General features: G+C 60.9%; 19 protein-coding genes. 1 reads left to right on the top strand and 18 read right to left on the bottom strand.

The window, feature by feature from the left end; all coding sequences use genetic code 11:
- Positions 1 to 111: 111 nt before the first annotated feature.
- From murB to AAAX77_RS03650, 15 genes are all read right to left on the bottom strand, one after another.
- On the bottom strand, positions 112 to 1,023 hold the full coding sequence (gene murB, locus AAAX77_RS03720; RefSeq protein ID WP_349104823.1) for a UDP-N-acetylmuramate dehydrogenase: 912 nt from the start codon (positions 1,021 to 1,023) through the stop codon (positions 112 to 114).
- A 5-nt stretch (positions 1,024 to 1,028) separates the two neighbouring features.
- Complete coding sequence (murC, locus tag AAAX77_RS03715; protein ID WP_148332204.1) at positions 1,029 to 2,447, bottom strand: UDP-N-acetylmuramate--L-alanine ligase; 1,419 nt, start codon at positions 2,445 to 2,447, stop codon at positions 1,029 to 1,031.
- Between the two features lie 97 nt (positions 2,448 to 2,544).
- The gene (gene murG, locus AAAX77_RS03710) at positions 2,545 to 3,660 is read right to left on the bottom strand and encodes an undecaprenyldiphospho-muramoylpentapeptide beta-N-acetylglucosaminyltransferase (RefSeq protein WP_349104821.1); all 1,116 of its coding nucleotides are present in this window, start codon (positions 3,658 to 3,660) and stop codon (positions 2,545 to 2,547) included.
- On the bottom strand, positions 3,650 to 5,143 hold the full coding sequence (ftsW, locus tag AAAX77_RS03705; protein WP_349104819.1) for a putative lipid II flippase FtsW: 1,494 nt from the start codon (positions 5,141 to 5,143) through the stop codon (positions 3,650 to 3,652). The genes murG and ftsW overlap by 11 nt, the downstream gene beginning before the upstream one ends.
- Positions 5,144 to 5,178: 35 nt before the next feature.
- The gene (gene murD, locus AAAX77_RS03700; protein ID WP_349104817.1) at positions 5,179 to 6,585 is read right to left on the bottom strand and encodes a UDP-N-acetylmuramoyl-L-alanine--D-glutamate ligase; all 1,407 of its coding nucleotides are present in this window, start codon (positions 6,583 to 6,585) and stop codon (positions 5,179 to 5,181) included.
- Between the two features lie 9 nt (positions 6,586 to 6,594).
- Positions 6,595 to 7,614: a phospho-N-acetylmuramoyl-pentapeptide-transferase gene (gene mraY / locus AAAX77_RS03695; RefSeq protein ID WP_006234262.1), complete on the bottom strand. Its 1,020-nt coding sequence runs from the start codon at positions 7,612 to 7,614 to the stop codon at positions 6,595 to 6,597.
- A 3-nt stretch (positions 7,615 to 7,617) separates the two neighbouring features.
- The gene (murF, locus tag AAAX77_RS03690; RefSeq protein ID WP_195245715.1) at positions 7,618 to 9,042 is read right to left on the bottom strand and encodes a UDP-N-acetylmuramoyl-tripeptide--D-alanyl-D-alanine ligase; all 1,425 of its coding nucleotides are present in this window, start codon (positions 9,040 to 9,042) and stop codon (positions 7,618 to 7,620) included.
- Positions 9,043 to 9,168: 126 nt separating this feature from the next.
- A complete protein-coding gene (locus tag AAAX77_RS03685; RefSeq protein ID WP_306421710.1) occupies positions 9,169 to 10,869 on the bottom strand; it encodes a penicillin-binding protein 2 in 1,701 nt (566 codons plus the stop codon).
- A gap of 182 nt (positions 10,870 to 11,051) precedes the next feature.
- Complete coding sequence (locus tag AAAX77_RS03680; RefSeq protein ID WP_055309808.1) at positions 11,052 to 11,522, bottom strand: hypothetical protein; 471 nt, start codon at positions 11,520 to 11,522, stop codon at positions 11,052 to 11,054.
- 90 nt (positions 11,523 to 11,612) lie between these two features.
- The gene (gene rsmH / locus AAAX77_RS03675) at positions 11,613 to 12,578 is read right to left on the bottom strand and encodes a 16S rRNA (cytosine(1402)-N(4))-methyltransferase RsmH (protein ID WP_082421863.1); all 966 of its coding nucleotides are present in this window, start codon (positions 12,576 to 12,578) and stop codon (positions 11,613 to 11,615) included.
- Between the two features lie 20 nt (positions 12,579 to 12,598).
- On the bottom strand, positions 12,599 to 13,033 hold the full coding sequence (locus tag AAAX77_RS03670) for a division/cell wall cluster transcriptional repressor MraZ (RefSeq protein WP_006234269.1): 435 nt from the start codon (positions 13,031 to 13,033) through the stop codon (positions 12,599 to 12,601).
- Between the two features lie 461 nt (positions 13,034 to 13,494).
- Positions 13,495 to 14,436, bottom strand: coding sequence for a site-specific tyrosine recombinase XerD (xerD, locus tag AAAX77_RS03665; protein WP_171025140.1), 942 nt, complete (start codon positions 14,434 to 14,436; stop codon positions 13,495 to 13,497).
- Positions 14,437 to 14,438: 2 nt separating this feature from the next.
- Positions 14,439 to 16,100, bottom strand: a complete 1,662-nt coding sequence (locus AAAX77_RS03660; protein WP_055286060.1) for a CTP synthase — start codon at positions 16,098 to 16,100, stop codon at positions 14,439 to 14,441.
- Positions 16,101 to 16,278: 178 nt separating this feature from the next.
- Complete coding sequence (locus tag AAAX77_RS03655; protein ID WP_040358312.1) at positions 16,279 to 16,617, bottom strand: hypothetical protein; 339 nt, start codon at positions 16,615 to 16,617, stop codon at positions 16,279 to 16,281.
- A gap of 256 nt (positions 16,618 to 16,873) precedes the next feature.
- The gene (locus AAAX77_RS03650) at positions 16,874 to 18,355 is read right to left on the bottom strand and encodes a DUF1846 domain-containing protein (protein WP_006234276.1); all 1,482 of its coding nucleotides are present in this window, start codon (positions 18,353 to 18,355) and stop codon (positions 16,874 to 16,876) included.
- Positions 18,356 to 18,756: 401 nt separating this feature from the next.
- Between AAAX77_RS03650 and AAAX77_RS03645 the strand changes: the two genes are divergently transcribed.
- Positions 18,757 to 19,878 (top strand): IS110 family transposase, encoded by a 1,122-nt coding sequence (locus AAAX77_RS03645; protein ID WP_349104815.1) that lies wholly within the window; start codon positions 18,757 to 18,759, stop codon positions 19,876 to 19,878.
- A gap of 564 nt (positions 19,879 to 20,442) precedes the next feature.
- On the opposite strand, the gene AAAX77_RS03640 is transcribed toward AAAX77_RS03645, so the two are convergent.
- The 3 genes from AAAX77_RS03640 to AAAX77_RS03630 all read right to left on the bottom strand — a co-directional run.
- On the bottom strand, positions 20,443 to 21,921 hold the full coding sequence (locus AAAX77_RS03640) for a YfcC family protein (RefSeq protein WP_195544182.1): 1,479 nt from the start codon (positions 21,919 to 21,921) through the stop codon (positions 20,443 to 20,445).
- Positions 21,922 to 22,068: 147 nt separating this feature from the next.
- The gene (argF, locus tag AAAX77_RS03635; protein WP_006234279.1) at positions 22,069 to 23,064 is read right to left on the bottom strand and encodes an ornithine carbamoyltransferase; all 996 of its coding nucleotides are present in this window, start codon (positions 23,062 to 23,064) and stop codon (positions 22,069 to 22,071) included.
- 105 nt (positions 23,065 to 23,169) lie between these two features.
- Positions 23,170 to 23,295, bottom strand: a 126-nt coding sequence (locus tag AAAX77_RS03630) for an arginine deiminase family protein (RefSeq protein ID WP_229770747.1), incomplete at its 5' end; no start/stop codon positions are given.

Genomic DNA, 23,295 nt, shown 5'->3' with positions numbered 1-23,295 from the left:
CTGGTCTGTCGAGCATGCCCGACAGACTTAGAGTGCGCGATGGTATTGCGTTGAGGTTTGGCAGGCGCGCCGGAACGCCCTCCGGCGCGGCGGAAGGTGGGTTTCGATGCTCTAGAAGCCGAGGAATTTAACTTCCGGTCTGAGCTCGATGCCATACGCCTCCCTCACCTTTCCGTGCACATGTCTGATAACCGCGGCAACGTCATCGGCCGAGGCAGTTCCGTTATTAACGATAAAATTAGCGTGAACGGGCGAAACTTCCGCACCGCCAATCGAAAAACCCTTTAATCCACAATCCTCGATAAGCTTGCCCACACTCGCATCGGGCGGGTTGCGAAAGACCGACCCGCAGGATGCGCGACCCATGGGCTGCGTACGCTTGCGCCTCGTCAGGTACCGCTCCATGCGCTCGCGAATGTCGACCTTGGGCGCCGGTTTAAGCTTAAGCACGCACTCGAGGATGATCTCATTGCGGGGAAGGCTACATTCTCGGTAGCCCCAAGTGATCTCGGACCCCGCATAATGCTTGATACCGGATGCCGGGTCAAACGTTACGACATCCTCAACCAGCGAGCCAATCCACTCGGTCCGTGTGCCTGCATTCATAGATATCGCACCGCCAACCGAACCAGGGATGCCAACGGCAAACTCAAGGCCCGAGAGGCTACGCGACAGGGCATCGTTGACCAGGCGCGCAAACATCACGCCCGCACCGACCGTCAGCGTACAACCGTCATCGGCAACAACCGTGCGCTGAAACTCACGTCCGAGCGAAATGACGGCACCGCGATAACCGCCATCGGCAACCAGCAGATTGGAGCCCTTGCCGATGATGACCCACGGCACCTGCTCGCGATCGAGCACCGCCACGGCGCGGCGGAGGGCATGATAGCTATGGCACGTCACAAAGAGGTCGGCCTTGCCGCCGATACGATAGCTCGTATGACGCGCAAGGCGCTCGTCCTCGATCACATCCGTGTCGATCATACCCGAGAGCGCCATGACGGCGTTAAACAGACCCATTAGACTTAAGCGTCTTTCTTGGCAGTCAGATACTCGATAAACTCGGGACCGACGGTCGTAACGTCACCAGCACCCATAGTGAGCAGCAGGTCGCCCGCGCCCACCATCTGCTCGAGCTCCTGATTGAGCTCAAGACGGCTGGAGCAGTACACGACCTCCTTGCCAGGATGCTTGGCGCGCACGGTATCGGCGAGCATCTTAGAGGTAACACCCGGAATGGGCATCTCGCCAGCCGAGAACACATCAATCAGCAGCAGTTTATCGGCATTGGCAAATGCATCGGCAAAGTCGTCGCACAGGGCCTGCAGACGCGAATAACGGTGCGGCTGGAACACGACGTCGACATGCTTGTAGCCCAGCGACGAAGCGGCAGCAAGCGTCGCCTTGATCTCGGTGGGGTGATGGCCGTAATCATCGACCACGGTGATGCCATCGATATCGCCCACGTGGGTAAAGCGACGGCGGACGCCCTCAAAGCTCGAGAGCGCCTTGGCGGCGGCGTCGATGTCAAGGCCCAGGACATGGGCGACGGTGAGCACCGCCGTGGCGTTGAGCATGTTGTGGCGACCGGGATTGCTCTTGATCTCCACAGCGTGCTCAGTGCCGTCCTCAAAGCGAACGATAAAGTCGCTCTGGATGCCCTTGACATCCGGGTGCATGCAGACGATGTCGTTGCTCTCGGCAAAGCCGTAGGAAAGCACGTGACGGCCCGTCGACTTGGCGAGCTCGACCAGATGCGGGTCCTCACCGCAGACGATGACGGTGCCGTCCTCGCCCACCAGGCTCATGAATTTGGCGAAAGTTGCCTCGATCTCCTCGATACCCGAGTAGTGATCGAGGTGGTCGGCCTCGACGTTGGTCACAATGACCACGTTGGGGTTCAGGAACAGGAAGGAGCTGTCGGACTCGTCGGCCTCGGCGACAAAGTAGTCGCCCGAGCCGTTCTTGCCGTTCGTGTCATAGCCCTCGACGATGCCACCGATCAGGAAGCTCGGATCCAGACCCATGCGGTCGAGCATGGTGGCGCACATCGAAGACGTGGTGGTCTTGCCATGCGTGCCGGCAACAGCAACGGTGGTGTAGCCGTGGCCCAAAGCAGAGAGCATCTTGGCACGGGGCCACACGGGAATACCAAGCTCGCGAGCGCGCACGAGTTCAGGGTTGGACTCCGGAATAGCGGTGGAGACAACAACCACGTCGGGCTTGACCTCGTCGATCGTGGCGGCCTCATGGCCCACATGCACCTTCACACCAGCGCGGGTAAGCTGGCGGATATAACGTGACGTCTTAAGGTCGGAGCCGGTAACGGCATAACCGCGCTCGTGCAGAACGAGGGCGATGCCGCTCATGCCGGCGCCGCCGATACCGATAAAGTGGGCGCTCTTAAACTCGGGCGCGGAGGTTGCAGTCTGGGAATCAGCCATGTGCTCGTGTACTCCTTGCGTAAACACTGCCTGTAACCCGTTAACTGTACCGCACCTACCGCATCAGCGCGAGGGCGACCGACGATATCCCGTCTAACTAACGCAAACCCTCTACCGCATCCGCCAGAAGAGCGGCGGCCCTATCCTGAGCCAGACCACGCGCCGCCTGACGCATGGCGTCGCGCGCCGCCGCGTCATCGACCAGGTGCAGCAGTTCATCGGCAAAGGCAGAACCGTCGATATCGGCATCGGCGCAGAGCACGCCGGCCCCGGCGTCGACCAGATAACGGGCATTGGTGGTTTGGTGGTCGGCCGTCGCATGCGGATACGGCACGAGCACCGAAGGTACGGCGAGCGCAGCGATCTCGGCCACGCTCGATGCGCCCGAACGCGAGAGCACCAAATCGGCAGCAGCCAGCATATCGCCCATGTTGTCGATGTAAGACTGGACGCGGTAACGCTTCGCCTCCTCGGGCGTCAGCGCCAAAGCGCGCTCGGTCTCCTCAAAGCCGTCGGCACCCGTCGAATGCAACACATAGAGGTTCTTGCGCGAAAGCAGCTCGTTTTTGAGCGAAACCACGCGCTCGTTGAGGTGCTGGGCGCCAAGTGAACCGCCAAAGACGAGCAGCAGCGTAGCGTCCTCGGGAACGCCAAGTGCCTTGCGGCCGCGAGCGCGATCGCCCTCGATCACCGAGCGACGTACGGGGTTGCCGGTCATGAGCACGTGGTCAGGGTCACCTTCGCGCTCAAAGACCGAACGCGCTGCCGGCACCGAGATGCACACGCGGGCGGCGTGGGAGTTCATCATCTTGTTGGCCAGGCCCGGAACAGAGTTCTGCTCATGCAGCAGATACGGAACGCCCGCGCCCTTGCACCACCCCAGCAGCGGAACCTCGACATAGGCACCAAAACCAATGGCGGCATCGGGCTTGCCGACCTTTGAGAAATGACTGGCGAGCGCACGCTTGGCTTTGTTGACACGCCACAGCGAGGTCAGCGCCGTCCAAGGACGGGAGCGGTCGAAGCCCGTGACCGTAATGGGCACAAAATCAAACCCAGCCTCGGGGACCAGACGACCCTCGAGCTTGCGCGACTGGCCCACGAACACAACGTGGTGGCCACGGTCACGCAGCTCTTCGGCCAAGGCGAGCGCGGGGTTGATGTGCCCTGCCGTGCCGCCGGCTGCAATAGCAACGGTCATTTTATCGGTCATGGTAGTCCCTTCGTACACGCGGTCCCTGGCCGTCGGTACGCAGACGCGCCGACGGGTCTGAGTTCAAATCGATTCGATTATATCCGCCGCCCGCATTGCGAGGAGTGGGGCGCTGAGGACGACCTTGCGGCGCCGTTCGCTGACGCGGGCGGGCTGCGGGGTCGGTCGCAGAGCCATCCAGGACGGTAAAACCGTTACGCGAAGATCGCTCGCCGCGCACGTGGGGCACGCCGGCGGTACTCTCATCCATAACGGCAAAGCTCTCACGGCGGCGGTCATACTCATCGCGGCGGGCGCTCTCGTACGAAACGCGCAGGATCAACCCGGCAAGCATGAGCGACACAATAATCGACGAACCGCCGTAGCTAATAAACGGCAACGGTTTGCCCGTCATGGGAAACACGTTGAGGATGCCCAGCGCGTTAATCAAAAACTGCACTGCGAGAATGACCGCGGAGCCAGACGCCATGAGCGCGCCCCGACGATCGGTCGCCTGCTCGGCAATGCGAAACGCCGAGTAGATCAGCATCGCAAACACCAAGAAGAACAGCACGGTTCCGACAAAACCGACTTCCTCGCCAATGATGGCCAAGATGTAGTCGTTGTGTGCCTCGGGCAGATACGAGTACTTCATGGTTGAGTTGCCGATGCCACGGCCGAACAGACCGCCCGAGGCAAAGGCCATGATGGCAAGCGTGGCCTGATAGCCGTCACCATACTCGTCGGCCCAAGGGTTCAAGGCAACCTGAATACGCACCATACGGTATGGCTCTGCGACAAGCGCAATCACGATCACGAGAATGCCGAAGATTAGCACGCCGATGATAAATCTGGGGTCGAGACCCGCAAACAACGCCATGCACATGAGGGTCAACAGGATGATCAGGACAGTACCGAAATCGGGCTGGATAAAGATCAGAAAGAGCGAAATGCCCAGGTAGATGCCCATCTTGCGAAGGAATTCGTTGATGTTGCCACCGGGCGAAAAGAAGCGATCAAGCATGATGGCCGAATACGCAATGGCAAATGGCTTTAAAAACTCGGAAGGCTGGAACTGAATACCGGCGATGTTGAGCCAGCGCGTGGCGCCGCGGCTGCCGCTGCCCACCAAGAACACCAGAAGCAGTAGCCCTATCATGCCGATAAGGAAGATCCTGAGCACATCCTCCCCAAACCAGCTGTCCGGCAAAACGCGCACGATGGCAATCAGCGCCAGAACACCGACCACGGCAAACGCGGCCTGTCGACCCAGAAAAAACGTCGCCGAGCCATTCTCGTGCAGCGCCTCGACCGAAGACGCCGAGTACACCATCAGCAGGCCAAAGCATACCAAGGTAAACAAGCAGGCCATGAATATCAAACGGGGACGCATGATACGGGCGGGAACGCCGGCAATATAGCGTTCGCTAAACGACTGCCCGCCGCGGCCGGAACGCGGTGTGGTGCGACGTGAGGAAGCACGGTCCGAGTCGGGCCTCCTCATACCTTGTCGGGGGCTCTCCTCTCTCACCGCAACCCCTATTCCATTTGTGATTTCGCTGTAGCGGCAAGCTGAGCCACGTAGTCCTTAAACACGCGGCCGCGCTCCTCATAGCCCGAGAACTCATCGAACGAAGAGCAGGCAGGAGAAAGTAAGATCACGTCACCACGGCTCGAAAGCGAACGGGCAACGTCCACGGCGTCGCGCAGGTCATCCGCCTGGGCGATATCCACATCGCCATCGACATCAGCCTCGTCCATAGCGGCGGTGAAGCGCTCGCGCGCATCGCCAAAGCAGACGACCGAGCGCACGTTGTCCATAACGACGCGCGCGAAGTCCGTGAGCGGCGTGCCCTTATCGTGGCCGCCGAGCAGCAAGATCACGTCGTCATCGGAAAATGCCGTCAGTGCCTTCTCGACCGCATCGGTGTTAGTCGCCTTGGAATCGTTGACGTAGCGCACGCCGTCAATCTCGCCACACGGCTCCACGCGGTGCTCGAGCGGCTGGAACGAGGCCAGACCGCGGCAGACACCGTCGACATCGGCACCGACTGCCAAGGCAGCCGTGGCAGCGCACAGGGCATTGATAACATTGTGATGGCCCGAGATCTTGAGCTCGGATGTAGCGATGAGCGGGGTCTCGACACCCTTCAGACGCACGATCATCTTGCCATCGCGCACAAAGGCGGCATCCTCGCCCTCAGGCTCGTCAAAGGCAACCTTGCAGATGCGACGACCCGGCGTGTAGATGTACTCATCGAACTCGTGAATGCCGGCGTCTTCGACGTCGACAACCACCAGATCGTCATCGACCATATTGTCAAACAGTTTGATCTTGGCAAGCGCATAGTTCTTATGGCTCTTATGCCAGCCCAAGTGGTCGGGAGTGATGTTGAGCAGCACCGCCACGCGGGGGTGGAGCTCGGTTGTCGTAGCAATCTGATAGCTCGAGAGCTCAGCCACAAACCACTCGTTGTGGGCTCGGCCGTCAATCTCGTTGACCGGCGGCTCGCCGATGTTGCCGACAGCAACGCTGGCCTCGCCGGCAGCCTTAAGCAGATAATCAGTCAGCGACGTGGTGGTCGTCTTGCCGTTGGTGCCCGTGATGGCAATCCAGTTATCGGGCGACAGGCGATAGGCAAACTCGGGCTCACCCATAATCTGGGCGGCATGCTCGCGCCCAGCCTTAAAGAAGCCCGAGAACTCCGAGATGCCCGGGCACGTCACGCATACGTCATAGGCGCCCTCGACCTGTTCGGTCCCATAGACAAACGACGCACCAGCAGCCTCGAGCGCACGCGTGGCGTCATTGGGCTCAGAGGTGCCACCGCCATACACGGTAACGGCACTTACGCGCTCGGGATGTGCCAGCGCCCAGCGGGCGACATCGAGACCGGATTTGCCCTGACCCAAAACGAGCAGGCTAAAGACATCAGCAAGAGACATGAAAGACCACTATCCCAACTGGAAGAACAGAGCAAGGCCAACGGCACCAAAGGCAGCAGCGATAATCCAAAAACGGATGACGACCTTGGTCTCGGCCCAGCCCTTCTTTTCGAAATGATGATGGATGGGCGCCATAAGGAAGACGCGCTTGTGCGTAAAGTGGAAGTAGACAACCTGAATCATGACCGACAGGGTCTCAACGATAAACAGGCCGCCGATGATAAGGGAGACGACCTCGGTGTTGGTCATGATGGACGTGCAGGCAAACGCGGCGCCCAGGGCAAGCGAGCCGGTATCGCCCATAAAGATGCTCGCCGGATAGCAGTTGAACCACAGAAAGCCCAAGCAGGCACCGGCACACGCGGTGCAGAAGATGGACAGGTTCACGTCTCCGTGCAAAAACGCCATGGCAGCCATGGCGAGCATGGCAATCATGGAGGTGCCGCCGGCAAGACCGTCAAGGCCATCGGTCAGGTTCACGGCATTAGAAAGACCGGCGATCATCAGCCAGCAAAAGACAATGTAGAGCCACGGGAACGAAAGGCCGCAGATGGTGGTCGAAAGCACGCCAAGGTCAATCGTCAGGCCGCCGGGAAAACGAATCTCGGGGGCGACGCCGCACCAGTTGACGGCAAGTACCGTAAAGGTGACACAGATAATGGTTAGGCCGATCATCTTGGCATGAGGCGTCAGACCGAGCGAGCGCCCATGCGTAACGGAGGTCAGGTCGTCGATCAGGCCCAGCACGCCGGTCGCCAGCGTGGCGAGCAGCACGAGCACGAGCTCGGTGGTGAGCTTGCCCATCAGCAGGCAGGTCAGCGAAATCGCGACGAGAATGACAACGCCACCCATGGTGGGCGTTCCCTGCTTAACCAAATGACGCTTGGGGCCGTCGGCACGAACCTGCTGGCCGATACCCTCGACCTTGAGCAGCTTGATCCACCACGGCATGAGCAGCAGCGCAATGGCAGCGGCGATGCCAAGCCCCAAAAAAGCCTGATACGTTGGATACGAGGGATTGCCGAACATGGGCTAGCACACACCTTCCACAAAGCGGTCGAGCTCAACAAAGCGGGAACCCTTGACCAGTACAACATCATGTTTTTCAAGCGCGCCGCCCATGCGGTCGAGCACCTGCTGATAATCGGAGAACACCTGGATGCGGTCCTCGTCCATGCCCATCATGCGCGCGGCATCGGCCATAAGCTGGGCCAGCTCACCACCCACGCACGCCAGCATGTCGAGCTTCTTGGCGGCGGCATAGGCGCCCACGAGCTCATGCATGCGAGGAGCCTCATCGCCCATCTCGCCCATCTCGCCCAGGATCGCCATACGAGACCCCGTGCACGAAAGCGAGCACAGCAGATCGAGGCCAGCAGCCATGGATTCGGCACTGGCGTTATAGGAATCGTCGATGACGCGGGCGCCGCTCTTGGCGCGCTTGATCTCCTGGCGGTGACCGGTGATCGTGAGGCCTCTAAAGGCAGCATCGATCTGCTCGGGCGTCACGCCCAGGCGATAGGCAACTGCGGCGGCCTTAACGGCATTTGGGACGGACTGCACGCCGGGGATGGCAAGCATGGTATCGATCGTCTCACCCTGGCCAAAATCGAGCGTAAAGACCGGACGGCCTTCGTCATCAACACGAATGTCGCGGGCGCGGACCTCATCATCGTCCGAGACGCCGGCCAGCATCACGTCGATACCAGCAGGCTGGGCGAACGTATCGCGAATGAACGGTGTAAAGTCGTCCTCGCCGCCCAAAACCAGCAGCGGCAAGAAGTCGCCGGCGGCGCACATACCCTGGACAATCTCGGCCTTAGCGCGGGCGATGTTCTCGCGGCTGCCCAAAATGCCGATGTGAGAGGTACCAATCTTGCTCACGATGGCAAGGTTGGGATTGGCGGACTGGGACAGGCGCTCAATCTCGTGGAAATGGTTCATGCCCATCTCGAGCACCAGGACCTCGGTATCGGCCGGAGCGGAAAGCACCGTGAGCGGCATGCCGATCAGGTTATTGAAATTGCCCTTGGTGGCCCAGACACGATAGCGCTTGGCGAGCACAGCGGCGAGCACGTCCTTGGTCGTCGTCTTGCCGATGGAACCGGTAATGCCAACGACCAGGCAGCCAAGCTCCAGGCGATACGCGTGCGCCAAACGCAGCAGAAACTCCTCGGGATCATCGGTCAGCAGGATGGCGCATCCTTTGTCCTGCGCCAGCGAGACCAGCTCGGCCTCGGGCTCACGCGTCATCACGACGGCGCCGGCACCCGACTGGACGGCACGGGAAGCAAAATCATTGCCGTCGACGTTTTCACCGGGAAAGGCGACGAAAATCGTCCCTTCCTCGACCTGGCGCGAGTCGATAACGCACCCGCGGCATACCCGATCGGCTTCTCCCGTCACGGTTCGGGCCCCTGTTGCGGCCGCGAGGTTGTTGACGGCGATCTCTATCATTGCAGCTCCCCTGTAAACCTAATAATGCTATCGGCGTATTGTATCCCAGCGCCGCACATGCGTGGTGCAGGGCATGTGAACACCCTCATATGGGACAACAAACAACGCCCCAAAGATTGTAACCCCCTACTTCGTGTGCGGGATACCCAGCACGTCGAGCGCGTTGGCCATAATGGACTGGAACGGCACCGCAGCGGCATCTGAGCCGCTCGGCGTTCCGTCGAGCGTGATATAGCACAGCACCTTGGGCGATTGTGCCGGTGCAAAGCCCATAAAGGACGACATGTAGTTCTCCTTGAGGTAGCCGCCGTTCTCGTCGGCACGTTCGGCCGTACCGGTCTTACCCGCCACGTCATAGCCGTCAACCGCGCCGCCAACGCCCGTTCCCTCGGACACGACCGTCTGCATGCACGATGTCACCTGGGATGCGGCATCCTCAGAAATCGCACGCTCGCCTTCGCCCCAGTCCTTCTCGTCGCCCTTGCTGGACTTATAGAAGTGCGGGGTCATCATCACGCCGCCGTTGGCGATACCGCCCACGGCACGTGCGATCTCAATCGGCGAGACGGACAATGCCTGTCCAAAGCTCATCGAGCCCAGCGTGGCGCCGTCATACTGGTCACGCTCCTTGACGATACCCAGGCTCTCGCCCGGAAAATCTACACCGGAGCTATGACCGATGCCCCACTTGTCCACATAGGCGGCAAAGTCGTCGGCACCGATCTTGCGCCCCACCAGGACAAAGCCCACGTTGGACGAACGGCGCATCATCTCGCGCACATCCATGGTCATGGCGTAGTCGCGCTTGTCGGCATCGGTGACGGTATCGTCGCCCACCTTGATGCTCGCCGGCACCTCAAACGACGTACTCGATCGCACGACGCCCAAGTCGAAGCCGGCGCCCGCCACGAGCGTCTTAAAAACCGAGCCGGGCTCGTAGGCGTCGGTGACCAGGCGCAGATTCATATCCTCGGTCTTGGCATTCTCCAGATCGGTCTGGTCGTAGGTCGGGTACGAGCAGGCTGCCAAAATCTCGCCTGTCGTAGGATCGGTGACCAGCGCCGAGCCGTTCTTGGCCTTAGTCTTCTCAACTGCCTCTGCCAGGGCATCCTCGGCCGCACGCTGGATATTGACGTCGAGCGTCGTCACGATATCAACGCCGTCGACCGCAGCCACCTTTTTATAGGCACCGCCCGCGATATAGCTGCCGTCCCTCGCGCGCTCGCGTACGAGAGAACCGTTCGTGCCGGTCAGAAGCTTGTTGTATTGCTTTTCGAGACCCGTCAAGCCGTCGTTGTCTACATTCACTACACCCAGCACCTGCGATGCCAGATTGCCGTATGGATATACGCGCTTCATGGCCTGCTCAAAAAGCACGCCGGGCAGGTTCTTCTTCTCCAGCGCCGCAACATCGTCTTCGTCCACCTGGCGCTTGATATACACCCAGGTTCCATCGGACTCAACGAGCTTGCGGCAGGTCTTTTTATCGATTCCAGTTGCCTTGACCAGCGCCGACACCGTCTTGTCAACATCCTCGACAAGCTGCGGGTTCACGGCGATGTTGCGACATTCGACCGACGACGCCAACACGTTGCCGTTGCGGTCGTAGATGGTGCCGCGTTTGGCATAGAGGGTCTGCGCAAGCAGGCGGCGCGCATCGGCACGCTCGCGCAGTTTATCGGCTTCGACAATTTGATAGTCGGCAAGGCGAAAGACGCCCAAGCCCAAGCCAAGCCCGATGAAGCCCATGACGGCTTTGCGGCGAGGCAGAGGTGCGCCTGTGAGCCATTCGGTCGACGAACTCTTGCGCGACCTGGTGTTATGCACTTGAGGGCCGCCCGAGCCGCGAAGTCGCGACGCCGGGTCGTTGCCACGGGACTGCCCGGCGTTGTAAGATTGCCGACCCGTTCCTTGATAACCAGAACGTCCCCGCGACGAGGGACGTCCAGAACCGCGGCCCCCATCGGAACCGCGGCGATAGTCATTTGTCATACTCAGCTACCGTCTTGCTACTGAGCGGTCGCGGTCGCGTTGGCGCCCGCGGCTGCATCCTGCGAAAAGTCAAGTGTAACGCTCTCGCTGGGCTCCACCATGCCATAAGCGCCCGCAAGGTCGCGAATGCGCGTGTCGGCGCCATAGACCGAATGCATGACCTCCAGGTCGGAGCTCTCATCGGTCGCCTTTTCGAGCGTGCTGGTAAGCTCGGCGTTGCTGTTGAGCACCTGGGCCGTAACGCCGGCGAGCGCCACGCGGGCGACGCCGATCGTCATGAAGATAGCCGCAATGATGCAAAACGTTTTAAGAACGCTCATGAAAACCGGGCTTACCGCCTGGTTTGCCTGACGGCCCGCGCCCGTGTAGACATCAAAGCGCGGCGCGCGCTGCTCACGGGGAGCAACGGGGGCCTGCGGCGTCTCACGATAGGCGGGCATGGCGTTCATATCATAGGCGAGTGCTGCGCTTGAAGTGTTGTAGCCCATGATATGCCGCCTCCCATCCCGAGTACGTTGGTAGTGTGTTTAAGCTTCGTTTATGGTGCGAGCGGGAGGTCCAATATCGCGCGGTCGCGCCTACAGACGCTGCGCCACGCGGATTTTGGCTGATCTCGCCCGAGGGTTGCGCTCAACCTCATCAGGCTGGGCAACCAAGGGTTTGCGGGTGATGACCTTGAGTATCGGCACGTTGCCGCACACGCACACCGGAATCTCCGGCGGACACGTGCACCCCTGGCTCATCTCCTTAAAGTGGTTCTTTACGATACGGTCCTCGAGCGAGTGATACGAGATGACGCAGATACGTCCGCCCGGGTTGAGCCACCTGGTGGCGGCATCAAGCCCTCGTTCGAGCACATCGAGCTCGTGATTGACCTCGATGCGAATGGCCTGGAAACTTTTCTTGGCCGGGTGTCCGCCATGCCGACGAGCGGCAGCCGGGATACCCGCCTTGATGATCTCGACAAATTGGCCGGTGGTTTCGATCGGTTCTTGCTCGCGGCGGCGCACGATCTCGCGCGCGATCTGCGAGGCGAACTTCTCTTCGCCGTAGACGCGTAGAATCCGGGCGAGGTCGTGTTCGTTATAGGTGTTGATGACCTCAGCTGCGTTTAAGGTGTTATTGCCCGGATCCATCCGCATGTCCAATGGGGCGTCCTCGTTATACGAAAAGCCCCTGCCAGGGATATCGAGTTGCGGTGACGAAACGCCCAAATCGAACAGGAAGCCATCGACCCCGGGCACCTCGGCCGAGCAAAGCAGCTCGTCCAAGTCGCCGAAGTTGCCCTTCAGCAGCCGGTGCGGAACGCCGGGAACCTCGCGGTCCAGACGGGCGCCAGCGGCCTCGAGGGCCATGTCGTCCTGATCGACGCCGAGCAAAAGGCCCGTCTCCCCCACCTGCGCGGCCATCTTTACCGAATGGCCGGCACCGCCAAGGGTGCAATCGCAGACAACGGAGCCGCTCTTTAGCCGCAGCGACTCAAGCACTTCGCCGAGCATGACAGGTTCATGCCGATATTCTTGTGTCAAGATCCCACGCTCCATCCGTTACCCGTGCCTTGCCCTTACGAGAAGAAGAGGTCCAGCAGGGCCTCATCGTCATCGTCCTCATCGGCCGCGGCGCGATCCCAAACCTCAAGGTGGTCGTAGTTGCCCACAACCGTGACCTCGCGGTCGAGGTTCGCCTGCTTGCGGAGAGACTCGGAAAGACCGATACGACCGGCGCTGTCCACGTCCATCGACGTGGTGCGCTTGTTGATCGCCCTCATGAGCTTCTGGTCATTAATGTCACGCGGGTTAAAACCCTCGTGGCCCTCACGACCCGCGAAGAGTCCTTCGACCCACTTATCGAAGGCCTCGGCAGAGAACACGTACAGAGCATCGACATCCAGGGCTTTGAACACGCGAACGTGCTCTCCAAGCTCCTCGCGAAGGGGTGCAGGCAGGGACAGACGACCTTTTGCATCGAGATTGCGCTCGTATGCACCAGTCATTCCCATGTGCGCCCTCCCCTCGGTTACTCAGATGGCACGTACGCGGGGAACCACCCCGCCTGTCGACGTCATTAATAATATGGGGAACCGCCCCATTTTTCAACACCTTTCCCCACCCCTTCCCCCACCCCGCCCCACCACTCCACCCACCATATATCGCAAAACACCCCAAGCATATGTTCGAAAACACAATATGTTGTGTTTACAGCAACGGCGGGATGCCACCTGTGGCACCCCGCCGTTCAACCTCAACCTTCAAGTTGACCTTGAGGCGATTTTTACGTCCCCTTACATGCCGTTCACATCGCCCCCAAACTCCCCCACCCACGACACACACGGCCCACCACCGCGTCGGTGTCTGGCGAAAAATGGGACGGGCCCCAGATTGCCCATGCGCGCAAAAGTGCGTCTCGGCAATCTGGGGCCCGTCCCCTTTAATATTTATAAATATGCAGGTCAGCGAGGTGCTAGCGATGTGCCAGCGGATGCGCCGCCAGATAGACCTCGGTCAGTTGCGTACGATCGACATGCGTGTAGACCTGCGTGGTCGATATATCGGCATGTCCCAAGATCTCCTGTAGCACACGGAGGTCTGCGCCGCCCGCAAGCATATGGGTGGCAAAGGAGTGACGCAGCGTATGGGGATGGAGCCCCACCAGTCCCACCTGGCGCCCGTAGCGCTCACAGATGGCATGGATGCCCTGGCGCGACAGACGGCGGCCGTTCTTATTTAAAAAGACCGCCGAGGTCTCGGTTCCGCGGGCATGGGCCGCCAAGCGAGAACGCCCCTCAGTTACATAAAGCGTCAGAGCTCGCGCCGCGCTTCCTACCAGCGGGGACAGGCGTTCCTTCGAGCCCTTACCACGAACGAGCACAAAGCCATCGTCGATATGGATATCGCCCACATCGAGCCCCACCAACTCGCTCACACGCAAACCGCATCCGTAGAGCACTTCCAAGATGGCATGGTCGCGCAAGCCCATCTCGCCCTCGGGGAAGTCTTGATCGAGCAGCGCCGAGACATCCTCCACCGATAGATACTCCGGCAAACGCTCAGCCTTTTTAGGCAGGCGCAACGCCGCCGTTGGATTTTGGGCCACAGCCCCATCGCGCACCAAAAAGGCATGCAGGCCCTTCACGGCCGCAAGCGCACGCTCCACCGAGGCATCCGAATAGCCCCCATCGCGACGGTCGGCGACAAAGCCCTCCACGACCTGACGGGTCACCTCTTCAAAAGACACAATACCCGCCCGCTCCAGATAGGCGCAGTACGTCGTCAGGTCACGACGATAGGCCGCAATCGTGTTGCGCGCCAAACCCCGCTCGACCGCGAGGTAATCGAGATACTCCCCCGCCGCCACGGCGAGCGACGAGGGAGTAGCTTCGGTATGTTCCTTATTCGCCGGCACCCTTAGTCCGTAGCGAGGTTCATGGGCGTCACCTGCAGACGGTCGACACCCTCGTGCTGGCCGATCGAAGCGCGCACGAACTCGCGGAACAGCGGCTGCGGGTTGGTCGGGCGGCTCTTGAACTCGGGATGAGCCTGGGTTGCCACATACCACGGATGCACGTCGCGCGGCAGCTCGACCATCTCGACCAGGCGCTCGTCGGGCGACAGACCCGAGATAACCAAGCCGGCGTCCTCGAGCTGGTCACGGAAGGCGTTGTTGAACTCAAAGCGATGACGGTGACGCTCGTAGACGAGCTCCTCGCCATATGCCTCGCGAGCAAGGGTATCGGCGGCGAGCTTACACGGATAGGCGCCCAGGCGCATGGTGCCGCCCTTCTCGGTCACGTCCTCCTGCGAGCTCATCAGATCGATGACGCTAAACGGGCCGTCCGGATCGAACTCGGAGGAGCTGGCGCCGGCAAGGCCGACGACGTTGCGGGCGAACTCGCACACGGCCACCTGCATACCCAGGCAAATGCCCAGATACGGAATCTTGTGCTCACGGGCAAACTCGGCCGCGAGGATCTTGCCCTCCAGGGCGCGCTTGCCAAAGCCGCCGGGGACCAGGATGCCCGAGGCGTCGCCCAGAACCTCGGAGACATTCTGCTCGTCGAGGCTCTCGCCGTCGACCAGCTGGACGTCCACATGGCGATCGTAGAAGACGCCCGCATGGTGCAGGGCCTCGATAACCGACAGGTACGCATCGGGCAGCTGCGTGTACTTGCCCACGACAGCGATCTTCACCTTGTCGGCGTGATGGTTGGCGTGATTCTGTTTGCGCAGGAACTCGTTCCACTCGCTCATGTCGCGCTCACGCGGGTCCAGACCCAGGCGCTCGCAAATGCGCAGGTCAAAGTCCTGCTCGGCAAGCAGCTGCGGAACATCGTAAATGCTCGCGCAGTCCTCGTTGGTAAAGACACAATCGGTGTCGACGTCGCAGAAGCTTGCGATCTTTCCGCGGATAGCGTCATCGATATGGTGGTCGGAGCGCAGCACGATGATATCGGGCTGGATGCCAAAGCTGCGGAGCTCCTTGACGGAATGCTGCGTGGGCTTGGTCTTGACCTCGTGGGCGGCGGCGATATAGGGAACGAGCGACACGTGGATGTAGCAGACGTTCTCGGGGCCGGCCTCCTTGCGGTACTGACGGATGGCCTCGACAAACGGTTGGGACTCGATGTCGCCGATCGTGCCGCCCAGCTCGGTGATGACTACATCGGAGCCGGTCTGCTCCTCGATGCGGCGGAACTTGTCCTTAATGGCATTGGTGACGTGAGGAATCACCTGCACGGTACCGCCCAAAAAGTCGCCGCGACGCTCGCGGGCGATCAAGCTCTTATAGATGGCGCCGGTCGTAAAGTTGGAATCGCGGGTCAGGTTCTCATCAATAAAACGCTCGTAATGACCCAGGTCCAGGTCGGACTCGTAACCATCCTCGGTAACGAAGACCTCACCATGCTGGAAGGGGCTCATGGTACCGGGGTCGACGTTCAGATACGGATCGGCCTTCTGCATCGTTACTTTGTAGCCACGCGACTTGAGCAGACGGCCCAGCGAGGCCGCGGTGATACCCTTGCCCAGAGACGAAACCACGCCACCGGTTACGAACACGTGCTTGGTCATATTGAGTTACCTGCGCTTCCCGTAGAAGTTGTTTATCCACATCTTACGGGTCTTCATTGTAATACTCTCGCCGCGGACCGTTCGCAATTTTTCTCGCGTGAGATTGCATTTCTCAATCTTGAAACAAAACGCCGCCCGGTTTCCCAGGCGGCGTCGCTATGGCAAGGGTTACATGCTGCTATCGATCAGCAACCTCGTCCTCAAGCATTTCTTGAACGAGCATGCCGGTACGGACGCCCTCAAGATACCACTCGCCACGTTCGGTGAGGCAAATGCCATTTGCAAGCTGACCGCCGTCGTCGCTATAACGCGAGACGACATCAATCATGCCTTCGGAATCCAAGCGATCGATTGCGGCGCGGGCACGATACGGCGAAACCCCCACGCGCTCGGCAAGCGTTTTGCGCGAGAAACCATACGGCCCGCCATTGTCTTCGGTTTGCTGGTCGATCTCCATCAACACCAGCACCTCGACACGCTTCATATCGTTGACACTCGCACGACCCTTGCCCGCCATAGCAGCCTCCTCAAACCGAGCACGAGCATCTAACGCGCCGTGCGCGACCGACACACCTCACGATGGCAGGTAATATCCATCATGCGGCATCCCGCTAAGGATGAAACAGTTACGGTTATTGTATACCGCTCAAATTGTTTCTAGGCAGGTAAACAGCTATTTTTCGCCGAAATAGGCGCTTTATTGATCAAAAAGCCGTACCGGGCGCTAACCCGATACGGCCAAAATGCAATGCAATTACCGCGGTGCTTCAAACTTAGCGATGGAAGAAACCGCGGCGCTCAAACTTGGGCTCGCAGCACACGTTGATACCCAGTTTGCGCAGTACCGTCTCGTCCGTCGGCGAGATAATCACGCTAAAGAAGGCATCGCAACCGCGCAGCTGCTCCAGGCCCGAAAGGACGCGAGCGGCCGTCTCACTCGTGGCCGAGGTGATCGACAGCGCCATAAGCGTCTCGTCGGTGTGGAGGCGCGGGTTTTTGCTGCCCAGGAAATGCGTCTTGAGCTTGCTGATGGGCTCGATCGCTTCATCGCTAATGACCTCGAGCTCAAGGTCGACGCCCGAGACATGCTTAAGTGCATTCATGATGAGCGAGCTCGCGGCGCCCAGGCGCGTGGAAGTCTTGCCGGTCACCACGGAGCCATCGGGCATGACCATGGCACCCACGGGACCACCCGTCAGCTGCTCCCTGGTGAGGGCCGCCGAGCGCGCCGGTGAGTAGTTCTTATCGATGCCGGCTTTCTTCATAATAATCTTGAGACGGTCGACTTGCTCATCGCCCACGCCGGTACGGCGCACATTTTCGACCGCGGTAAAGTAGCGGCGGACGATCTCCATCTTGGAAGCGTCGCGGCAGGCATCGTCATCGGTGATGGCAAAGCCGACCATATTGACGCCCATGTCCGTAGGGCTCTGGTAGGGGCTCTTGCCCAGGATCTTTTCCATCAGGGCACGGACCACCGGGAAGGCCTCGACGTCGCGGTTGTAGTTGACCGTGGTCTTGTTGTAGGCCTCAAGGTGGAACGAATCGATGATATTGGCGTCGTCGAGGTCAGCCGTGGCGGCCTCGTAGGCAATATTGACCGGATGCGTCAGGGGAAGATTCCAGACAGGGAAGGTCTCGAACTTGGCATAGCCGGCGGCCGTGCCATGCTTGTGCTCGTGATAGAGCTGAGACAGGCAGGTGGCAAGCTTGCCCGAGCCAGGACCGGGGGCAGTGACCACGACGAGCGGTCGGGTGGTCTCGACAAACTCGTTCTTGCCGTAGCCATCGTCGGACACGATCAGATCGACATCGTGCGGATACCCCTCGATGGGATAGTGCAGCTTGGCGGGAATACCGAGCGCGTTCAGGCGGTTGCGGAACACATCGGCAGCGGGCTGGCCGGCGTACTGGGTGATGACCACAGCCGCGACAGCAAAGCCGTTGCCGCGAAACAGGTCAACCAGGCGCAGCACATCCTCGTCATAAGTAATGCCGAGGTCACCACGAGCCTTGTTTTTCTCGATGTGGTTCGCGTTGATCGCGATGATAACCTCGACATCGTCGGCGATACTCTTGAGCATGCGGAACTTGCTGTCCGGTTCAAAACCCGGCAGCACGCGGCTCGCATGATAGTCATCGAACAGCTTACCGCCAAACTCCAAATAGAGCTTGCCACCAAACTGCGAGATGCGCTCCTTAATGTGAGCAGCCTGCAGCTCGATATACTTCGCGTTGTCGAAACCCTGGCGCATATATGGCTCCCGTCCCGTTTCCATTTAATGTTCTAGGCGATTATAACGGAGCCCGCCCTCCCCGATACCCAGACCATCAACAGGCACCAACCAAACACGCCCACCGCAACCACCGGGGACCCAGGGTAGATCATTTGGGACGGGAAACAAGGCACTCAGCGCCAACAATGAAAACGTCACAGGCAGAGCCAAAGCCAGCGAACGGGCACCAGAGCGAGCAAGCTACCCCCCCTGCACCAACAATGGCAGCGCCGCAGGTGGAGCAAAAGTCAGACACTATGACCCAATCCAGGGGCACGGAAACGACAGGAGCCCCCGCTCGTGACCGCGGGTCGGGGCTGCGACAATGTTGTTGAAGTGCCAGAGGCGCAGCCGCGCCGCAACGAGGTTGGGAGGCTCCCGTGCCTAGATATTCTACCGCCTTCGGAATGGACGTACACCTCAGGTCCACCACCGTCTGCGCGCTCGACGCGGAGACGGGCGAGGCCGTGACGAGGAGGTTCCGCGGCAACCCCTGGGGCGAGGTCGCGGAGTGGATGTCGGGCTTCCCCGGCCCGTCGCTCGCCGCCTACGAGAGCGGCTACCTCGGCTTCGCCCCGCAGAGGGAGCTCTCCGGGCTCGGCGTCGACTGCGTCGTCGCGGCCGTCTCCAAGGTCCCGAGGTCGGCGGCAGACTTCTCGTCCAAGAACGACCGCAACGACGCGGCCAGGATGGCCAAGGCGATACTGTCGCACGATATCTCCCCGGTATGGGTGCCGTCCCCCGAGATCGAGGGGCTCAGGGACCTCGCCGGGGCCCACGACGCGGCGACCGCGAGGCTCGCGGCGGCGAAGCAGCGGCTCCTGGCGTTCCTGGCCCGCCGTGGCTACGCCTACGGCGGCACGACGCCGGCCGGAAACCCCCGGAGGTACTGGACGTACGACTTCCTCAGGTGGCTCGACAAGGTTTGGCCCGCCGACGACGGCGGCATCCGGGCGCTTGCGGCGCTGAGGAACGAGGTCGAGGCGGCCGCCGAGACGCGCGACGACCTCCTCGCCGAGTACAGGGCCGCCGTCGCGGCGGGCCCCCTCTCGGCGGAGGTCGAGGCGCTCCAGTCGATCAAGGGGTGCGGGTTCGCGCTCGCCGCCGCCTTCGCGTCCGAGGTCGGCGACTTCTCGAGGTTCCGCTCCGGCAGGCAGGTGACGTCCTACTTCGGCCTCGCCCCGAAGCAGAGGTCGAGCGCGGACTCCGTGCGCCTCGGCGGGATCAGCGGGGCCGGCAACGCGCTCGTCAGGAGGTTGGCAGTCGAGGGGTCCTGGAGCTACGTCCAAGCGAGCCACCAACCGAAGCTGATGCCCAAGGGCAGCGGCGTCCCGCTCGAGGTAAGGATGCACGGGAGGAAGGGTTCCGAGCGCCTGCTCCGGCGCCGCGAGGAGATGCTCGCCAGGGGCATGCCCCAGGCGAAGGCGAACGCCGCCACCGCCGCCGAGCTCGTGAGGTGGCTGTGGGCCCTCGGCGCGATGTGCCGGGAGGCAACCGAATAGACATAGCCCCCGTCCCGGCGAGCCGGGCAGCCTTCGGGGATACCCCCGCTTTCGCTGGGCGCGCGGCAGCGGCCGCATGCGCGTAGTCAGACTTGGGGAGCCCCGCCGAAGGAGAGGAGTGCGGGCCGACAGAACGGTATCCGCGGATATGAGACTGAGCCGAAGGCGTCGACGGCATGCCGGGGGCGGACCGGGACGGGTTCAACGGCGGGCCCCGCCGACCGATTGCAAGCGGTCGGCGGGGCCATTGTGGCTCTTGACAGCGGATTGGGTCATATGAGCGAAAGCCCACCAGAGCGAGCAAAGTGACGTGAAAGAGGAGGGCATAGGCCTTTTGGCCATGCCCGACGATTGAACGTCAGATTGACGCTCTGGCGGGCTTGCAGCGTCGAGTGGTTCCGGCGTTTGGTAAAACGCCGGAACACAAGAGCGCCCCCTCCCGCGCACGGAACGGGAGGGGGCTAAAGGTAGGAGTCTACCGGTGGGTTGACCCCACCGGACAGACGATGACCAGGTGATCCTTTACAGGATCGTCAAGGTTTCCGTGGGGTACCCGTTGGGTACTTAGATCAGCACGCAGGCGACGGTCAGGATGACGGCGCAGACGACGGAGAGAGCGACAATGAGCTTAAGGGCAAACTTGAGCCAGGTCGTCCACTCGATCTTGGCCAGGGCGAGACCGCCCATGATGGCGCCGGAGGTCGGGGTGAACAGGTTCACGACACCGATGGCGGCAGAGAAGATCATGACCATGACCTCGGGCGAGAAGCCGAGCTTAACAGCCAGCGGTCCCATGATGGGCATGGAGACGGTAGCCATACCGGAGGTCGAGGGGATCAGGAAGGACAGGCCGAAGTAGACCAGGAAGCTCATGGGAGCGAAGATCACGCCGGACAGGCCAGCCAGAGCATTGGCGGCAGCGTCGAGGACGAAGACGTCGAGGCCGGTGTTAGCCATGAGGACGGAGATACCACGGGCGAGGGCGATGACGAGAACAACGGACATCATGTCGGCAGCGCCGGTGATAAAGGTGTTAACGATCTGCTTCTCGGACAGGCCACCGATGATACCGATCAGGACGGCCATGAGGAAGAACCAGGTGGAAGCCTCGTCGAAGTACCACTGGCCAATGGGCAGGCCGGTGATCAGGGCAGACCAGCCCTGGACGACGGCGTTACCGTCGGCGTCGTAGACAGCGCCAGCGTCGAAGAAGTTGGCGACGCCCTCGTTGAGGTCGGCCAGCGGAATGAAGCCGACGATCATGACGACGAAGGTGAAGGCGAAGGCGATCAGAACACCCTTCTGACGACCGGTGAGCTTGACCTCCTTGTGGACCTCGGAAGCAGCCTTGCCGTGAGCCTCTTCGGCGTCCTTGAGCTCCTGCATCGACAGGATGGTGGAACCCTTGTCAGCCTTGACCTTCTTGGCGTAGCTCATCACGAAGAAGATGGACATAGCGGTAGTGACAATCCACAGGACGGCACCGAGGCCGATGATGATGGACTGGTTGACCTCAATGCCAACGCCGGTCAGAGCGTCGACGGCAGCGCCGACGGCGAACGGGTTAACCGTGGAGCCCAGGCAGCCGCAGCCAGCGCCGAGCAGGACGGTAGCGGCACCGACCATGGGGTCGAAGCCAGCGGCCATCATGGTAGCGGCGAGCAGGGCGTAGAAGGGAACGGTCTCCTCGCACATACCATAGGTGGTACCACCGAGGGAGAAGATGAGCATCAGCACGGGAATGAGCATAATCTCGTTGCCCTTAAGCTTCTGCACCAGAACGGCGATGCCGTTGTCCAGGGCGCCGGTCTCGGTCATCATGCCGAGGAAGCCGCCCAGGATCATAACGAAGAGGCAGACGGGCAGAGCGTCAGCGAAGCCCTTAATCGGGGCGGTGCAGAAATCGCTCAGACGGGCGGCAGTAACCGCGCCGCCGGACGTGCCGGAGACGATAACGGTAATCACTGCGACAATTGCCAGCAGAGCAAGAAGAATGGTGAACGATGAAGGCATACCGCGCTTTTTCTTAGCGGTCTCAGTCATAGTTCTCATCCCCCCTTCATAAATCATTTACTGATCTCGCCAGAAGCGGCTCTTCCGTGCCGTGCCTGCCGCTTGATGCGAGATTATTACCAGATAAAACTGCTCGGGGTGTGCAGCAATACACCCCGAGCGAGATGCTAGATGCTCTTACTTGAGCGTGGCGTACATGACAGCCTTGATGGTGTGCATGCGGTTCTCGGCCTCGTCGAAGACCTTGGAAGCGGGGCTCTCGAAGACCTCGTCGGTGACCTCCTGCTCGGTGATGCCGAACTGCTCGCACTTCTCGGCGCCAATGGTGGTGTTGGTGTCGTGGAAGCTGGGCAGGCAGTGCAGGAAGATGGCACCCGGGTTGGCCATAGCCATGACCTCGGAGGTGACACGATACGGGGTGAGCTGAGCGATGCGCTCGGCCCAGACCTCGTCGGGCTCGCCCATGGAGACCCACACGTCGGTGTAGATAACGTCGGCACCGGTGACGCCGTCCTTGACGTCGGTGGTCAGCTTGATGGTGCAACCGTTGGCCTCGGCGATGGGCTTGCAGGCCTCGATGACGTCGTCGGCGGGCATGCACTCCTCGGGGCCGCAGGCCACGAAGTTCATGCCGAGCTTGGAGCAGACGACCATGAGGGAGCGAGCGACGTTGTTCTTGCAGTCGCCCATGAAGACGAGGGTCTTGCCCTTGATGTCGTAGTTGAAGTTCTCCTGGACGGTCAGGATATCGGCGAGCATCTGGGTGGGATGCCACTCAGTGGTCAGGCCGTTCCACACGGGCACGCCGGACTTAGCAGCGAGCTCCTCGACGTCGTCCTGGGCAAAGCCACGGAACTCGATGCCGTCATACATGCGGCCGAGAACGCGGGCGGTGTCCTCGATGGACTCCTTCTTGCCCATCTGCGACGAACCGGGATCGAGATAGGTCACGCCCATGCCCAGGTCCATGCCGCCGACCTCGAAGGCGCAGCGGGTACGAGTGGAGGTCTTCTGGAAGAGCAGAACGATGTTCTTGCCCTCGAGATAGCGATGCGGAACGCCAGCGCGCTTCATATCCTTGAAGTTCTTGGAGAGCTTGAGCAGGTACTCGATCTCCTCGGTGGTGAGGTCGAGAAGCTTGAGGAAGCTACGGCCGGAGAGGTTAACACCCATGGTTCGATTCCTTTCGAAGAAATGAATTACGTAAGTATCAGTGTTGCCCGTTTAACGGGCGAAGCCGGTGCGGTTGTAGGGGGACCGCACCGGAAACGGAAAGACTTAGAGGTCCTCGCGCCAGAAGGGCATGCTCATGCAGCGCGGGCCGCCGCGGCCGCGGGAGAGCTCGGCGGAGGGCACGACGAGAAGGTCCAGGCCCTCCTTGTACAGCACGTCGTTGGTGACGGT

The organism is Collinsella sp. CLA-ER-H6, from assembly GCF_040092305.1.
GTDB lineage: Bacteria > Actinomycetota > Coriobacteriia > Coriobacteriales > Coriobacteriaceae > Collinsella.
The sequence above is the reverse complement of the archived record's forward strand: the minus strand, read 5'-3'. Positions and strand labels throughout refer to the sequence as shown.

Bases quoted from the DNA above. Each gene is read 5' to 3' on its own strand.
- murB (WP_349104823.1), bottom strand. From the start codon at position 1,023: ATGGGTCTGTTTAACGCCGTCATGGCGCTCTCGGGTATGATCGACACG.
- murC (WP_148332204.1), bottom strand. From the start codon at position 2,447: ATGGCTGATTCCCAGACTGCAACCTCCGCGCCCGAGTTTAAGAGCGCC.
- murG (WP_349104821.1), bottom strand. From the start codon at position 3,660: ATGACCGATAAAATGACCGTTGCTATTGCAGCCGGCGGCACGGCAGGG.
- ftsW (WP_349104819.1), bottom strand. From the start codon at position 5,143: ATGAGGAGGCCCGACTCGGACCGTGCTTCCTCACGTCGCACCACACCG.
- murD (WP_349104817.1), bottom strand. From the start codon at position 6,585: ATGTCTCTTGCTGATGTCTTTAGCCTGCTCGTTTTGGGTCAGGGCAAA.
- mraY (WP_006234262.1), bottom strand. From the start codon at position 7,614: ATGTTCGGCAATCCCTCGTATCCAACGTATCAGGCTTTTTTGGGGCTT.
- murF (WP_195245715.1), bottom strand. From the start codon at position 9,042: ATGATAGAGATCGCCGTCAACAACCTCGCGGCCGCAACAGGGGCCCGA.
- AAAX77_RS03680 (WP_055309808.1), bottom strand. From the start codon at position 11,522: ATGGGCTACAACACTTCAAGCGCAGCACTCGCCTATGATATGAACGCC.
- rsmH (WP_082421863.1), bottom strand. From the start codon at position 12,578: ATGGAGCGTGGGATCTTGACACAAGAATATCGGCATGAACCTGTCATG.
- AAAX77_RS03670 (WP_006234269.1), bottom strand. From the start codon at position 13,033: ATGGGAATGACTGGTGCATACGAGCGCAATCTCGATGCAAAAGGTCGT.
- AAAX77_RS03660 (WP_055286060.1), bottom strand. From the start codon at position 16,100: ATGACCAAGCACGTGTTCGTAACCGGTGGCGTGGTTTCGTCTCTGGGC.
- AAAX77_RS03655 (WP_040358312.1), bottom strand. From the start codon at position 16,617: ATGGCGGGCAAGGGTCGTGCGAGTGTCAACGATATGAAGCGTGTCGAG.
- AAAX77_RS03650 (WP_006234276.1), bottom strand. From the start codon at position 18,355: ATGCGCCAGGGTTTCGACAACGCGAAGTATATCGAGCTGCAGGCTGCT.
- AAAX77_RS03640 (WP_195544182.1), bottom strand. From the start codon at position 21,921: ATGACTGAGACCGCTAAGAAAAAGCGCGGTATGCCTTCATCGTTCACC.
- argF (WP_006234279.1), bottom strand. From the start codon at position 23,064: ATGGGTGTTAACCTCTCCGGCCGTAGCTTCCTCAAGCTTCTCGACCTC.